The sequence below is a fragment of the Nostoc sp. genome (assembly GCF_036917655.1).
GTDB lineage: Bacteria > Cyanobacteriota > Cyanobacteriia > Cyanobacteriales > Nostocaceae > Nostoc.
This window is the reverse complement of sequence record NZ_JBALCY010000035.1, coordinates 1-14923: the sequence shown is the minus strand read 5'-3', so window position 1 is coordinate 14923 and position 14923 is coordinate 1. Positions and strand designations below refer to the sequence as shown.

At 43.2% G+C, this 14923-nt stretch carries 12 protein-coding genes and 1 pseudogene; 4 read left to right on the top strand and 9 right to left on the bottom strand.

Features of this window, described 5'->3' with window-relative positions; genetic code table 11:
- Window positions 1-153 precede the first annotated feature (153 nt).
- The gene (locus tag V7K30_RS14910) at window positions 154-618 is read left to right on the top strand and encodes a DUF29 domain-containing protein (RefSeq protein WP_335000401.1); all 465 of its coding nucleotides are present in this window, start codon (window positions 154-156) and stop codon (window positions 616-618) included.
- 280 nt (window positions 619-898) lie between these two features.
- Here the strand turns inward: V7K30_RS14910 and V7K30_RS14905 are convergent, their stop codons facing one another.
- The gene (locus tag V7K30_RS14905) at window positions 899-1555 is read right to left on the bottom strand and encodes an NAD(P)H-binding protein (RefSeq protein ID WP_335000399.1); all 657 of its coding nucleotides are present in this window, start codon (window positions 1553-1555) and stop codon (window positions 899-901) included.
- Between the two features lie 178 nt (window positions 1556-1733).
- Here V7K30_RS14905 and V7K30_RS14900 point away from each other — a divergent pair, with 178 nt between their 5' ends.
- Window positions 1734-2408, top strand: a complete 675-nt coding sequence (locus tag V7K30_RS14900) for a DUF1997 domain-containing protein (RefSeq protein ID WP_335000397.1) — start codon at window positions 1734-1736, stop codon at window positions 2406-2408.
- Window positions 2409-2466: 58 nt separating this feature from the next.
- Here V7K30_RS14900 and V7K30_RS14895 read toward each other — a convergent pair whose 3' ends face one another.
- Window positions 2467-2937: a DUF4079 domain-containing protein gene (locus tag V7K30_RS14895; RefSeq protein ID WP_335000395.1), complete on the bottom strand. Its 471-nt coding sequence runs from the start codon at window positions 2935-2937 to the stop codon at window positions 2467-2469.
- A 288-nt stretch (window positions 2938-3225) separates the two neighbouring features.
- Between V7K30_RS14895 and V7K30_RS14890 the strand changes: the two genes are divergently transcribed.
- Window positions 3226-4509 carry an ankyrin repeat domain-containing protein gene (locus tag V7K30_RS14890; RefSeq protein ID WP_335000393.1) on the top strand — a complete coding sequence of 428 codons (1284 nt, stop codon included), beginning with the start codon at window positions 3226-3228 and terminating at the stop codon, window positions 4507-4509.
- A gap of 719 nt (window positions 4510-5228) precedes the next feature.
- Here V7K30_RS14890 and V7K30_RS14885 read toward each other — a convergent pair.
- Entirely contained in the window at window positions 5229-6620 is a 1392-nt protein-coding gene (locus V7K30_RS14885; RefSeq protein ID WP_335000391.1) for a PP2C family protein-serine/threonine phosphatase, read from the bottom strand.
- Window positions 6621-7678: 1058 nt separating this feature from the next.
- Between V7K30_RS14885 and V7K30_RS14880 the strand changes: the two genes are divergently transcribed.
- The gene (locus V7K30_RS14880) at window positions 7679-7918 is read left to right on the top strand and encodes a hypothetical protein (RefSeq protein ID WP_335000389.1); all 240 of its coding nucleotides are present in this window, start codon (window positions 7679-7681) and stop codon (window positions 7916-7918) included.
- Window positions 7919-8229: 311 nt separating this feature from the next.
- Here V7K30_RS14880 and ftsY read toward each other — a convergent pair whose 3' ends face one another.
- The 6 genes and pseudogenes from ftsY to V7K30_RS14850 all read right to left on the bottom strand — a co-directional run.
- A complete protein-coding gene (gene ftsY / locus V7K30_RS14875; RefSeq protein WP_335000388.1) occupies window positions 8230-9894 on the bottom strand; it encodes a signal recognition particle-docking protein FtsY in 1665 nt (554 codons plus the stop codon).
- A 304-nt stretch (window positions 9895-10198) separates the two neighbouring features.
- Entirely contained in the window at window positions 10199-10840 is a 642-nt protein-coding gene (gene nusB, locus V7K30_RS14870) for a transcription antitermination factor NusB (RefSeq protein ID WP_335000386.1), read from the bottom strand.
- Between the two features lie 122 nt (window positions 10841-10962).
- A complete protein-coding gene (locus tag V7K30_RS14865) occupies window positions 10963-11727 on the bottom strand; it encodes a DUF502 domain-containing protein (protein ID WP_335000384.1) in 765 nt (254 codons plus the stop codon).
- Window positions 11728-12262: 535 nt separating this feature from the next.
- Window positions 12263-13171, bottom strand: a complete 909-nt coding sequence (locus tag V7K30_RS14860; RefSeq protein ID WP_335000382.1) for a glycosyltransferase family 2 protein — start codon at window positions 13169-13171, stop codon at window positions 12263-12265.
- Window positions 13172-13307: 136 nt separating this feature from the next.
- On the bottom strand, window positions 13308-14150 hold the full coding sequence (hpsJ-B, locus tag V7K30_RS14855) for a hormogonium polysaccharide biosynthesis protein HpsJ (protein WP_335000380.1): 843 nt from the start codon (window positions 14148-14150) through the stop codon (window positions 13308-13310).
- 346 nt (window positions 14151-14496) lie between these two features.
- Window positions 14497-14829: pseudogene (locus V7K30_RS14850) on the bottom strand (TIGR04282 family arsenosugar biosynthesis glycosyltransferase); the annotation flags it as partial.
- Window positions 14830-14923: the final 94 nt, after the last annotated feature.

Sequence of the window (14923 nt, the reverse complement as noted above, 5' to 3'; positions counted from 1 at the left end):
AAAATGATCCAATCAAATCATCCTCCTCAAAATCACATTAATTGTTATTGATGATAGGCTGAAACTTAAGGCGATCGCTTTTTGTTGATGAAGGATAAAGAGCTATGCCTACCTATGTTATAATTAGATAGTTGATTTTCCCAGCGATTAGCTATGACAACAGAAATATTAAAATCTGTTGAACCTACCCTTTACGACGAAGATTATTATTTATGGGTAGAAACAACACTTAAACAATTAGAAAATAAAGATATTGAAAATCTTGATTGGCAACATTTATCAGAAGAAATTGAAGCTTTGGGAATTGAACAAAGACGAAAAGTCGAAAGTTCTTTAAAACAATTATTAATTCATCTTTTACTTTATCGTTATTGGGAAACTGAAAAAGAAGGTTGTCAACGAGGCTGGCAAATAGAAACAACTAATTTTCGTGATGAGCTAGAATTTTATTTTCGTTCCAAAACACTTTATAATTACTCTCTTAACTGCTTAGGTGCAGTTTATATCAAAGCCAGAAGGCAAGCAATTCAAAAAACAGGTTTATCTCCTGAGATTTTTCCAGAACAATGCCCTTTTATTCCTGAAGATATTTTTAATAGTGAGTACTTCCCACAATAAAAGTGATTTTGGATCGCTCTTTGTGAAGATGAATGTAATAAGAGAGCGATCGCTTGTCTCTCGTGAATGAGCGTAGGGGTAAAGCGCCGTATGAGCAATGCGCTTTAACCCTACGTTTTGGGTGTAGGATGGAGCGATCGCTTTGGAAAGTGGAATAAAGGGCGCTCAATTTAGATGAAGCAAGCTACTTGACAAAGTGCCGCAGCTACGCCAGGCGTAGGTATCGCTTTTCCATGAAGATGTGAGCCGATCATTTTGGAGAATAGAATCCTCTAGGATATCAGCACTGTTGAAATAGCTCCTTAAAGCTTTTTGAGGCTGCTTCCGGTTTGGCAACAATTTCGACAATTTTATTGCGTGCATCGGCTTCAAACAGCGCCTCAACAGCAACTTGGGCAACTTTCTGCCTGGGGATGCTACCGTCGAACAGTGTATCAGCACTCTGCATCACGATCGCGTCGAGGTTATCTTCATTCTTCAACCCACCAGGCCGCACAATCGTATAGGTAAGACCACTTTTCTGGATGTACTCTTCAGCTTGCTTTTTCCACAGCAAAATCAGCCAAAACAAGTTCAGTGGATGGAATAACTGCGAAGTACATAAAGAAGAAACTAAGACAAAATGCTCAATTCCCTTTACTTTGGCAGCTTCTACTAAATTTTTAGTCCCTTCAAAATCTACTTTATAGGGGCCAGTGGGGTCAAAACTAGGTTTTGCACCAGTCGCAACCAACAAAACTGTGCTATCTCCCAACGTCGCAGTCAGACTTTCTGGTTGTAACACGTCGCCTACTACCAATTCGGCTTCAGGAGACAGAATACCCCTAGCTTTCTCAATATCCCGCACCAAGGCTCGGACGGGAATATTCCGCGCTATCAATTCTTGCACAATCCGGCGACCTGTTTCACCCGTTGCCCCTGCTACAAATGCTTTCATGAGAAATGCTATCCTGGGAAACTATTGTGTGCTTGTTCAGTTCTTTATTTTAGTAATTCTATGGAGTTGATGGCAGATTAATGAGGTTTCGGTCAAAATGTTATCTTAGTGCGAAATCACCCAGGCACGTGGGGAACTATTAATATAGACGAACGCCAAAGTATACAGTAATGCATTTATGCTCTCAACAAAAGGCGAATATAAATCCTGGGAAATAACAGAAGCAGTTATACCTGTAGCCTCTAGCCAAGAAGAAGCTGAGGACAGATTAACAGAAGCAAATGTAGCGACCCTCACAAAATTTTCCGGTCGTTATCAAGATTTTATGGAAATGCCTGCCCCAGCAGAGAAGGTTGCTGAGTATCTTAATGCTCACGCCTCATGGTTTTGTCGTTGCGCTGAACCCATGAAGGTACAATCACTTGGGAAAAATGGCTATGCTTTAGTAATTGGTCGTTTTGGTGCTTTTGGTTATGATGTAGAACCAAAAATTGGTTTGGAATTGTTGCCCCCAGAGGAGGGTATTTACCGCATCCGTACAATCCCCATTCCTGACTACCAACCGCCTGGTTATGACGTAGACTATCGGGCATCTCTACAGTTAATAGAAAACGATGCTTGCAGTAGCATTGGCGAGGTTACGAGAGTTGAATGGGAATTGGATTTAATGGTTTATTTGCACTTTCCCAGGTTTATTCAGCGCTTACCCAAGTCTATAATTCAATCTACAGGCGATCGCTTACTTAACCAAATTGTCCGCCAAGTCTCCCGCCGCTTAACTCGCAAAGTTCAGGAAGATTTTCATAAATCTTTGGAAATACCCTTTGGTGCCAATTCCAAGCAAAAGCGGTGAGTTAATAGTCAGTTGTCATTAGTTTATGACAACTGACAAATGGCAAAGGACTACTTAACTATGCTTGAGTCAGAATTCTTTGGACAATTTGCACGCCGGTGACAGCCTGCCAAGCAAAAAGTCCCAAAAGCGTGAAATTTAGCAAAATGTGAGTTGCACGCGCCCAATTTGCTCCTTTCTGCATATAAGGAGACAAAGCAGCAGAAAATGCAATCAAACTCATCATACCCAGTCCTGCTAGTAGGTGAGACCCGACAAATAACTTACCATTATTGATGTAAGTGACAGCCATAGCACCGATCGCACCTGCCACCATCAAAGCTAGAAGTATAGACCCCATTTGGTAGTGTCTGACGTTATATCTACCTTTAATCAGTTCTTTCTTTTCTTCCCCCTGAGCATTTCTGGTACGCTGTACTTGCAATCCCAAATAGGCAGCATAAATTGAGAGTGCTAATAGCGCCCACATGAGCACCGGATGGATGAAGTTTAGCCAATATTTCACCGACGCAGAAAGTTCCAGACTCATCGTGTTCTCGCCTAATTCTTAAATCTTCATAAAAATTAGCATAATTCTATTTTCTGTGCTTAAAGTTGCACAAATTAAAGAAGTCGGGGCATTGGGCATTGGGAATTGGGCATTGGGGAAGAATTCTTATAACTCCAAACTCCTAACTCCTAACTCCAAACTCCAAACTCCCCACTCCCCACTCCCCACTCCCCACTATTTTCTTTTACCCTCTTGCCAAAGTGGATAAAGAATCTCAGACTAAATTTTGAGGGTAGACGAACAAAACCCCTGTGTGGGATTTCATCCATGACTGAAAACAACGATACTTTGCTGCTAAAAGCTGCTAAAAGTGGCGATATTAAGGGGCTGTGGGCGCTACTGGCTGCTGGTGCCTTGGTGGACGCGTGCGATCGCCTTGGTACGACGGCGTTAATGTTTGCTGCCAATTTAGGCTACACCGAAATTGTGCGATCGCTGCTCGATGCTGGGGCAAATATCAACTTGCCCAGAAAACTCTATGGTTTGACGGCTTTGATGTTGGCAGCTAGTGCCAAACAGCTTGACATTGTGCAGCTTTTACTATCCAAAGGTGCTGATGTCAATGCTACTAATGAAGATGGCAGTACAGCTTTAATGGCAGCAGTACTCAAAGGCCATGTAGATGTAGTGCGAGTCTTATTGGCTGCTGGTGCGAAGGTGAATATCGCAGATAAAGATGATGATACTGCATTGAAAATCGCCGTTAAGCAGGGACAAATAGAAGTTCTACAAGCAATTCTCCAAACTGGTGTCAATGTCAATATCCGAGATGAGGAGGGTGAGACACTGTTAACATTAGCGGCAGATTTGGGACATCTGGAGATTGTGGAAGCACTCCTAGCAGCAGGGGCTGATGCGAATATGAAAAACGCCGATGGTGGAACTGCCCTATCGGCAGCAGCAGCAGCGGGACACAGTGCGATCGCAGCAGCTTTACTAGATCGAGGTGCCGAGATTAATCTCCAAGATCAAGATGGTGAAACTGCCCTACATCTTGCCGTTGTGGAAGGCTACATTGATGTGGTGCAAGTGTTACTTAACAAACGGGCAGATGTCCAAATTAGAAACCACTTGGCTGATACGCCACTGCTTGTAGCAGCATTGCAGGGACATAGCCAAATTGTCGAGGCACTGCTGAATTCTGGGGGAGATATTAATGGGAAAAATCTTGGTGAAGTACCTTTGACGTTGGCTGCATCACAAGGACACACCCAAACAGTGAAAGTGTTGCTAGAGTATGGTGCTGATGCCAACACTCTGGGGGATGATGGCAAAACAGCTTTGATCAAGGCAACCGAACGCAAGCACACAGAGATCATACATTTGCTGCTGGCAAAGGGGGCAGATGTGAATTTTCAAGACTCAGCGAGGGCAACATCATTGATGTGGGCTGCCTCAGCAGGTTATGGCGAAATTGTGCAGTTATTACTCCAAGCTGGGGCAGATGTGAATTTAAAAAATCGGGGTGGTTATACTGCTTTGATGATTGCAGAATTTAATGGTTATAAGAATCTGGTGCTGAGTCTGCAAAAAGCTGGGGCGCAAGAATAGGTATCTGAATTCTGACTTCTTCAAATAAAATCTTTTCAGAAATATATTGACAAATCATTAAATGAAGGTTATTAACTTAAATACCAAGGAAGTTTAAAACAACCAAGCCTAGACCTGAGAAACAAAGAAAGCAAAACTCCGTCGTAGCTGTTGTGAAATTGCTACGGCGGAGAAAAGAAAAATAAAAACGCCAAGAGGGAGCAGGCTAAATGCTTGCGTGACAAGGATAGAAAGAAAGCAAAAATGAAGAAGTAAATTTACCTTTTACTTTTTACCTTGTACATTTTACCTTTTACCTAGTCTCACCCTTGGCGTTTCCTACTGTGCTAGATGTGCAAAATATATAGTTTTTACTTGAACAGAAATGTATTCTAAGGATCATTTTTTATGTATTATCCTAAAGGCTAAATACAAATGAATCCTGAAAAAAGGTTAATGTGCGACTATTTGGGCGATCGCCACGGAAAGTCAAAGAAAAAATAAATAAAAAATTAAATTTAGTAGAATCACTGTGGTGAATCCCCAATCACCATAAGCTTAAGCATTGACTGCCAATTTTAAATTTTAGACTGCTGATTGAAGAAAAGTCGGTTTTAGGTTCACGCCGGAATTAGTCCCGCTACGCTAACCACATCTTGTGGCTGTCACCAATCCAAAATCCAAAATCTAAAATCCAAAATCTGTTGACTCATGACTTGACCAAGCAAAATGAATAACGACTATAAAATTTGCAGAACAACTAGTGTCATATCATCAGTATTTTGCTTATCAGCACCGATGAATTGCTGAACTTGGTCAAATAGGTAATCCACAATCTCCTCTGGCCCATTGCAGTACTTGCAAGCCGTATTGAAGCTAGCGACAAAATTGTCTTCATCGAAGCGATCGCCACCAGCAGCAGCAGCATCGGTCAAGCCATCTGTATAGTAAATAATTGTATCCCCAGGCTCTAACTGTGCCTGGGCATCTTCATATTGGCTGTTAGCATCCAAACCGATTAACATTCCTAGAGTATCTAAACGGCTGACAGTTTTCGTGGCTGCGTGCCACCATAAAGGAGGATTGTGTGCCGCATTGCTATAAGACAAAATTCGCTTATGGGGATTATATTCGGAGTAAAATAGCGTTACAAAGCGGTGGGAGTTTTCCAAATCCGCATACATAACTCTATTTAAGTTTTGCAAAATTCCTGCTGGGGAATTACCATGTAGCACTTCTCCTCGTAGCATTCCCCGCATCATCGTCATAATCAGCCCAGCGGGGACACCTTTGCCCATGACATCTCCAATAACCAAACCCCAGCGACTAGTTTCCGTGCCGCCTTTGGTCTTGGGCTGAATCTTATTGTGATTGGTAGCAATAAAGTCGTAGTAGTCTCCGCCGACGCGATTCGCAGGTTTACAGCGTGCCGCTAGGACTGCACCAGGGATTGTGGGGCATTGACGTGGCAGAAGTCGTCGTTGAATTTCTGCGCCAATTTCTAGTTCTTGGTCTAGGCGTTCTTTTTTTCTTAGTTCTACAGCTAGTTCATCGTTTTCGATCGCTACTGCTGTTTGGTCTGCTACTAATCTAACTAACTTTTGCCTAGTTTCTGTCCAACTATATTCTGGATCGCGGCTCAAGACGTAGAGCCATCCCCGTTCTGTATGCTTCACCAGAATCGCCGTACCAAAGATTTGCACATCTGGCCCCAAATAACGATGCATCTGGTCATCCAAAATCCCCGTGGCATTCGCTAGAGGGGCAGTATTGGGCATAAGCGTGATTTGACTACTGGCTATTTCTAGGGCTTTGCGGATATTCTTTCGCTGGCCACTATCTTGCCAATGTAACTGCTCTAACCTGACTTGACCATTAGGTTTGTACAGAAACAGGGCGCTGCCGTCTGCATCTGTCACTCTTGTTGCCATCAGCGGGATCAGTTCCAAAAACTGATTCAAATTATTGAAACTTCTCAGGGCAAATCCTAAAGAACTTAGCAAATCTTGAATTTTGTTCTGTTCCCGGTGCAACCTTGCCACGAGTTCTTTGAGTGCCACGACTGGTGTGACATCCGTCGCGGCACTACTATTGTTGTCAGTGGGTTGAGAGGGCAGTTGAGACACAGGCACAGGTACTATTGCACTTTATATTGGCAGATTTTAGATTACTTATAAATCTTTTGGCTTTGGCATTGCTAAACCATCTTTAGACAAGACTTGTCACTTTAGCAAGAGTATAAAGACGTAACAGACAACTTTTATAAGTATTTTATTTGCTTATTGTATTTTTGATTGAATATTAGTAGTTTCAAATCATGTATTTTTAGTCAAAACCCAACCCGTAAAAATTACTACTTTCGGTGATAGTTCATAAAGCTTTTCATTTTTTCATAACTTAATTCCCAAAGCATATCTCTAAAGTCATAAAAATACTTTATTAAAAGAATAATTTATAAAGCTTTCAGAGTGACTGTTTGGGCAGAGGCAATTAGGAGAGAGACTAGAAGTCTTTTGAGTGAAAACCTCTATAAGCGCTCAAATCGAGCTTGGTTTTTGTAAAAAACAGACTTACACTCATTCCCAAACCTGAGAATATCTAAATAAGTCTTCAAATACTTAATTTGTATACCATAATTACCGGGATAATCGCCAAGATTGAGCTTTTCCATTTTTAATTTATCGTTTTGCGAATTTTGAGTTGCTGAATATGCAAAACTTAAACCCATTGAAACGGGATAAAAGTGAGATAACCCAATCTTTTGAGTCAGCCGTAACAGACTTAAACCATTAACCTGTAATTGATTTTAGGTGGGAGTCATTTGGTAAGTGTAAGATATGAATAGAAAAGATGACACTAAATCTAGAAAAAATATCCTCCAAGAACTTTAAATCAAAAGCCAGAAAGAGTGTTGTCGTTTAACCATCAGAATTCCAACCTCTCGATTTATTACATAAAATATTTGCAGATACTTTCGCAAGTAAGAGCTGAGAATACACCTGGGAGTGTTGAACCAGCTTACTTATACCAATTAGCTTTTTGAGTCCACAGTGGACGATTCTTTGAAGTTTTGATGGTCGGAAGCCGTCCTTTTCTTGTGAGGTCGGCGCTGGGCAAACAGCTGAGGCTCGTACTCCTACTCTTAAGTAAGTTATGTACAGCGTGCAGCTCTCCCGACTCGCTAACGCAGTTGCTTCTCTCCCAAAGGGAGACGCAACGCGAACAAGTTGACACAGCCGATGCCAGTCACTTATGGGGAGCCACTCTGTTGGATGGGCAATGCCCGACTTGTTTGCCTTTGGCGTTCCCGTTGGCACATCCTCTCGTAGAGAAGAGTAGCCGCCGCTCCAAAACTCTGGGCAGTGTTGGACTCACCTTGCTGGCTCTCCAACCCACTGCTCACCGCTCACACTGCTCTCCATTCCACTAAATTTGTTAGATTTATGGGGGTGAGCATCTCGTCTGCTCTTTAAATGACTGCAAAATGCAAGTTTACGGGCTTTTGTGTGTCACAACTCAATGCCGGTATTGCTACCTTTAAAAAGCCCATTCGGGGTGTCAAAAAGGGCATTAGTCTGAAATTTTAGCAAAAGTCACCCATTGATTGTGACAAATTCATGATTTTAGGACTTGAGCTGTTTCCAATATTTTGTTTCTAATTAGTTCAAGTGATAATACCAGATCAGTCAGCCCTAAATTCATCAGTTTGTCAAGAAAAATTTTTAACTTTAAATTTTTCAACTAGCCACTCAAGAGAGCTTCGACAAACTCATAGCTAGAAAAGGGGCGTAGGTCTTCAATTCCTTCGCCAGCACCAATAAAGCGAATGGGTAAACCTAGCTGTTGCACAACGGCAAGGGCAACGCCGCCTTTGGCGGTGCCATCTAGCTTGGTTAAGACAACGCCACTCAGTTGGGCAGCTTGGGAGAAAACTTCGGCTTGCCGCAGTCCATTTTGACCTAAAGTGGCATCTAGAACCAACAGTGATTCTACTTTGGCATTTGGGGCTTTTTTGTCGATAATTCGCCGGATTTTGCTGAGTTCGTCCATTAAATTTTTCTTGTTTTGCAGTCGTCCAGCTGTATCTACCAGAAGTAATTCTGTTTGACGCGCTTGGGCGGCAGCGATCGCATCAAACACAACTGCTGCCGGATCTGTATTTTTCCCAGGATTGGCAATTACTTCCACACCACTTCTACTACCCCAAACCTTCACCTGTTCCACGGCGGCAGCGCGGAAGGTGTCTGCTGCCCCAATCAAGCATTTATAGCCAGATTTTTGTCCCAGGTGAGCAATTTTGCCAATAGTGGTGGTTTTACCGGCACCATTCACCCCAGTGATTAACCAAATGTTCAAGGTTTCTTTTTCTGGGGTAAAGCTAGTTTTGTGGGATGCTTTGCTTGGTGCATCCAGCATATCCCGCAGGATTTTTTTCAGGTAAGCGATCGCTTCTTCTGGTGCAGTAACTTCTTCTCGAAGTTTTGTCTGTAGAGCATTAATAATAAAGTCTGTCGCCTCTACACCCACATCAGCTTGCAAAAGCAATGCCTCAATTTCCGTCACAGCAGCAAGGTTTAGCGGCCCTTGACCAACGATCGCCTTCAGTTGGTTGAGAATACTTCGGCGAGTTTTGTCTAACCCTTGCCGGAGCTTTTTCAGCCAGGTAATTTCTTCAATAGAAACGTCTTCTGGATTTCTACCTTGAGCGGCTAAAACTTTCGCCGACCAGACAAACCCATCATCAAATACCAGTCCGGGAATTTCCTCTCCTGTCTCTGAGGTTGGCGCTATTAGCTGTACTACCTCCGGTTCTGGGACTTCAATGGCGCTGGCTATTAATTGTTCCAGTTTTGCTTGCCGTTCTGCCGCCGCCCGTTCTAAGAAGGATAAGTTAGCTGGTGCTGTTGGCTGCGTTGCCTCTAGCGTAGCTAGTGGTTCGGTGGGTGTTGGTTCAACTTCACTTGGCGTTAGTTCTGGGCTTTCGACATCTGCCTCTTCAGCAATTGCTGCCACTGAGGAATCTTCTGTACTCTCTTCCTCAGTAGCAACTTGGACAACTTCTGGCTGTGCAGTTTCTACGGTTGTACTAACAGGTTCCTCAGTTGATTCTAGTTCAGTGATTTCCGCAATTGGCGTTTCTGTGGTTTCAGGTTCTGCTGAGGTATTTGCTGAATCAGGCGGGGTTTCTACTACCTCAGCTTGTTGTTTTTGCTGAATATTTTTGTAGGCAGCTTTAGCAAACGCCAACAAGTCTGCCGTTGTGTCTGGTGCAGTTTCAGCAGTTGGTGTTGACGCTTCGGCTGGCTCTGGTTGGGGTTCTTGTACAGCAGGAGTTTCTTCCTGTTTCTGATCAGAGGGACTGTCAGAGGAATCGTTATATTGACGACGGAACCAATTAAAAACCATTGCAGCAGTATTAGTTATATGAGTTATAAGTTATAAGTTATGAGTTTAATTTAACTTTGCACTTTTTCTTGGGGTGAAAACTTCCGGGTTATCCTCACCTTTCAACGCCAGTTTGAGGAGAATCGGTACAACAGAGGCTTCCTTCGGTTCTTACAGCGTCTCCCCTTCTCACATTGGGAGAGGCTAGCGCCCGCCGTAGGATGCCTGAAGGGCTGTAGGGAGAAGTTCCGCTCGGAGGAAGCCGCTTCTGCGGCTACAGACTTTTCTCCACGGCAGTATAGGAATTACGAATTACGTAGCGGTACTATGCTGTTTTTTTCTGCTCAGTGACTCGGCGCAAAACACCGTTAATAAACCGATGACCGTCGTCTCCACTGTAGCGTTTGGCTAGCTCCACTGCTTCGTTGATGGCGATACTGTCTGGAACTCCTAAGAACTTCATTTCTGCCACGGCGATTTGCAGGATATCGCGGTCAATTTGGGCGAGGCGAGTTACTTGCCAATCTACTAAGGCAGTAGAAAGGAGTTCATCTATAATGTGTCGATTTTCGTTGACTGTAATCACAAGCTCTTTAGCGTAATTACGGACTCCCTTATCCTGATTAGCTAACTGAATCAATTCTGGGAAATCAATTGCTGTACCCAACTGATTGATTGCTGTCTGGGTGCAAGCGATCGCTTCTTGAAGCATTGTTCTCGCAGAATTGAGGTCGGAGGCCCGAGTTTGGCTACTTAAAAGGCGATCGTTACTACGTTGCAGTTCACCTGCGGCATTATCAAGGGTATCTTGCACTTCTGAGGTCAGAGTGCGTACTGCTCCTAGCACCAACTTGGATACTAGTTGGTCGTCTGTCAATGTATCTAATTTCTTTGGGTTCACTGGCAATTGGCTAAGGCTTAAAAGCGCCAATTCACGAGCAATTTGCTGGGGTTTACGAGGTTGCATAAAACTGAGGGGTGATTGTACGAGAACTGATTAACTAGGCAGGGCAAACATACAATTATATCAATTTTGGCACCGTCAAACAACAACATTACGCATTTGCTTGTAACTTTGCCAGATTGATTTTAAGTTTCTTCAAGGGAAATAACCTGCTGCTTGATTTCGTCGTGTTTCACTTCCAGTATGGATTCTTTGGGGAAAACCAAAGGCTTATTGGGGGCGACAATGCCACCTGATATAACTATTTTAAAAGCGTCTTCAATCGACATGGAGAGGTTCACCACCTCGTCTTCAGGAACGACTGCGTACCATCCGGTAGTTGGATTCGGTGTGGTGGGGATAAAAACACTTAGCACGGGGCGAGGCATCTGGGCTTGGATATCGCTGCTGATTGCACCAGTGACAAAAGCGATCGCCCAAATTCCTCGGCGGGGATACTCTACCAAAATTACCCGGCGAAACTTGCCATTAGAATCTTTTAGTATTGTTTCTAAAAGCTGTTTGAGAGTTTTGTATACCTGTCCCGCTAAAGGAATTGCCTGTAATAATCGCTCACCAAAATCTAACAACCACCGCCCAGCAATATTGCGAGCCATCAAGCCCATCAATAAGATACTCAGTAGTGGTACAGCTAATCCTACTAATAAATTCAGTAAATTTACTAAAATGGGGTTTAACCCATCAAAGGGATTCAGTTGTTTGGGAATTTGGGTGAGGAAGTTGATTACCCAATTAGCAATGGTAATCGTTAGCCAGATAGTGGTTGCTAAGGGAATTACTACCAACAAACCAGCAATCAGGTCGTTTTTTAAGTCCTGTTTTAGGCGATCGATTACCAAGCCCCGATTCTCCTGTTTTAAGCTAGAGGAACTTTTGTTATTGGTATCCATACCAGCAGATTCGTCAAATAGCAAAGGCTTTACTTGAAGCAGCTTCTAGCGCAAGTAACTGTCCAAAACGTTAGCAGCTTGGCTGCTGCCGCAAAAACACGTACTTGTTGCTGGAAATCAGCTATTTTCCTACAAGCATACACATAGATATCAACCAATCCGATGGCGACTGGTTATTCTCAGAGGATGTTACTTTTCTTTTTAAGACTTGTAAATGATTGTTGCAAGTCCTTAGGTATTACTAATCTACCGCGCTCAATCAAAAGCTGCTCATGATTGTGAAAGTACCACCGGCTAAACTGAGGAATTATTTTTTCTAGTCAGTCACTCACATTTGAGCAGGAGGGCTTTTATGAAAATGTTCTGTTAAAAATATTAATTTATTATGGTGGTTCTCGTTTAGACGCAATCGGGTAGCACAGCCAGTTGTGCTACCCTACTTCTGAATTCTGATTTTGCGATCGCGTACCCGCCCGCATTATAGCGATCGCTGCTTGTTGATTTTACTGGGAATCCTTCTAATCTCCAGTCCCCTTTACGCCGCATCAGCCTGTGTAGTTTCAGAATCCCCGCACTGCAACTGTTGTGGACTCTCTTGTGTCAGAATTGCTGTTGCGTCTAAATTAGGTTTTGGTAGATACTTCATTTCCCAGACTTTGAGCAAAATCAGGTATTCGTAGAATGCCTGCAATGTACACCAAGCAAGTCCAGCACGTCCATCTAAACAGCCGCCTAAAATAAAATACATATATACAAACCGTAGGAACGATCTGGCGGGTAAACGCAAAGACAAATCTTTCAGGGCGCGGCGTTTTTCGACTTCCGATTTGCCAAAGAATAAATCTCGCCAGTTGACCTTTCCCTGTTCTAGTTGATACAGCGTTTCTTGAGCTTCATCAGTAGAATAACGGTTATGCTTGTCTATCCAGCGGCTCAAGCCTTTGCTACAAGTGTAGTGGGGGTATGTTTCTTTTAAAAAGCTAGTTGCGCCCTCACAAACTTCCCGTTCAGTATGACCATAGTCTGTAAACCACACTTTACCGTGACGGAAGAGGCGCATTTGGTAACGGGGATACTGTGTGCTGTAGCGAATCCAACGATTCATGAACATGACGCGTTCAGCCACGTAGTAACCAATGTAGTCTAGATTCTGACTTGCCTTTTCGCATTCTGCGAACAGTTCTGGTGTCATGCGCTCGTCAGCTTCGAGAATATAAACCCATTCGTGCTTCGGGGGGATAGACTCTAACATCCAGGTGCGTTGGCGTCCGTGGCTTTCAAAAGCGTGTTGGACGACGCGGATGGGATAGCGACTGGCGATTTCCACAGTGCGATCGCTACTGCATGAATCCACAACAATGATGTCATCCGATAGTATCGCCGATTCGATACAAGCAGCAATATCTAGCTCTTCGTTATATGTCAGTATGTAAATTGAGAACATTACCCAAGTTTTATAGCGATTTTACTCAGTGATAATTGCTTTTTTATTGTTATTAGCTATTAAGCGCATGGCAGTATAAGTCGTCATAAGTCGTCAATAATTTTTGAATACGTCCTACTGCCATGCCAATAGTGGATTAGCGGGCGGTAGCTCTAGGTTTACCACCTTGTACAGCACCCCTACCTCTTAAGCCTGTCCAGCCGATGATAATGTAACCAATGGACAACAGCAAACTGCTAATCCCAACCCGCAGTCCAGACTTCCAAGCACTATCTTTAGCTTGTATCTCTGCTTCGTCTCTGCGCTGACGAAGTTGGCTCAGTTGTTGAGTTCGCAGCGTCTGAGTATCTGTTTGTTGTTCGATAGCTTTGTCAAGTACCTGGGGATCTGTTTTAGCCTTCTTCAGTAACTCTTTGATATTTGCGGGAATTTGAGAGCTTTCAAGTGCTTGCTTATATTTTTGATCATCTTTGAGGATTTCACTAAACTGAGCTTTGGTTTGGGTTCGCAGTTGATCTAGTTGAGCTTTTCCTTGCTCAGTATTTAGTTGTGCTTGCAATTGCGATAACCGAGTGTTCAGTTGAGTTTCTGCTTGATCTGCTTCTTGGGTGATGCGGTTGAGTGTTTGAGTCTTAGCTTGATTGACGTTATTGAGGTGCAGGGGAAAAATCAGCAAGAACATCAACCCTAAAATACTTGAGAGGATCACGGCGGGAAATATTAAATCGATACCTTGGGGGCGATCGCTTCCTGCATCAGCGTTTTCAATCCAATAGGCAGCAAACAGCAGCCCCAATCCTACTAAAGGAACAATTCCCCGATCAACTAGCGCTGTTGCCAAGTTGATTTGCCATACCCGATCAGTCGGTTGAAAGGGTAACAACAGAATGAAAAAGTCAACGAAAAAGGACAAAATGCAGATTATTCCAACTACCTTAAGTGTGAGGGCAGTACTCATGGAAGCAAAACGGTTAACCATAATTTTTCAAACTGGCGGTGAATACGAGTGATTTTCATATTTAAAGCTACTTGAATATTGTGCCCATGACCGTAACTCTTGTGTAGAAACACAAAACAGATTCAATACTGGTAAAGGCTATTTGCCTCTTGGTTTTCAACTAGGCCACAGTAACATTTGTTATCTACAGTGTCTTCAGGAAATTCCTGGTGTTTTAAGATACGAAGTTAATGCGGGGCTGTAGAAAAAGACTCATTAATTACCCGATCTCCCTTATTGCAGTTCTCAATCGGTCGTAATATCGGCCTTTTGTAGGGCTAGTGTGGCTTGCATCCATACAAAAATCGCTATATCTCCCTTCTCTTCCTCATTTTTCCATTTCCCCTGCAAGGGCTTGTTCCCAAATCGGCAGATCCTCCGGTCGGTCAACATCAGCTAAAGGAAACAAGTTCACACGTGATAAATTAAGTTTCTGGGCAATGTCCACGGTTTTCTGGAATACTTGAGCAGTTCCCCACTCGATGTTAACGAATAACTCCGAGATGGGTTGGCGCAAACCAATTAAGTAATATCCAGCATCGATCGCAGGGCCAAGTACAAGGTCAAAGGCGTGTAACTTCTCAAAGGCTGTTGCTAAAATCTGGGCATTCACTCCAGAACAATCTGTACCGATGATAATTACTTGTTCTACACCAGATTCTGGAGTTTAGACTAAGCAATGGAAAATGACCCAGCAGGGCTGAGTTAATCAGAGACTTAGCAAAAGTATGAATAATCTTAGGTATTAAACAGCA